The sequence below is a fragment of the Hydrogenovibrio sp. 3SP14C1 genome (assembly GCF_029625905.1).
Lineage (GTDB): Bacteria > Pseudomonadota > Gammaproteobacteria > Thiomicrospirales > Thiomicrospiraceae > Hydrogenovibrio.
In genome coordinates, this window is record NZ_JARTLM010000161.1 from 1 (window position 1) to 263 (window position 263).

A 263-nucleotide genomic window follows, 5' to 3' on the forward strand; every position below is an offset into this window, starting at 1 on the left:
GCCTGTTCATCTGCCCCGAATGCGCTCACGAATGGAACCCTTCTGAGGCTGAGGCAGAAGAGACCGTGACGGTAAAAGATGCCCACGGCACCCTGTTAGCGGAAGGCGACAAGGTAACGATGATCAAAGACCTCAAGGTCAAAGGCAGCTCATTGGTACTCAAGGTGGGCACCAAAGCGGTTATCAAGCGGCTCTTGGATAGCAAGAATCACCAACTGGACTGCAAGGTCGACGGCGTCGGCGACATGATGGTGACGGCCCAT

Annotated in this window: 1 protein-coding gene; it reads left to right on the top strand. The window is 55.5% G+C overall.

Features of this window, described 5'->3' with window-relative positions; translation table 11 throughout:
• Positions 1 to 2: 2 nt before the first annotated feature.
• Positions 3 to 263 (top strand): zinc ribbon domain-containing protein YjdM (locus P8629_RS12065; RefSeq protein WP_278166354.1); only part of this gene is annotated, 261 nt, incomplete at its 3' end.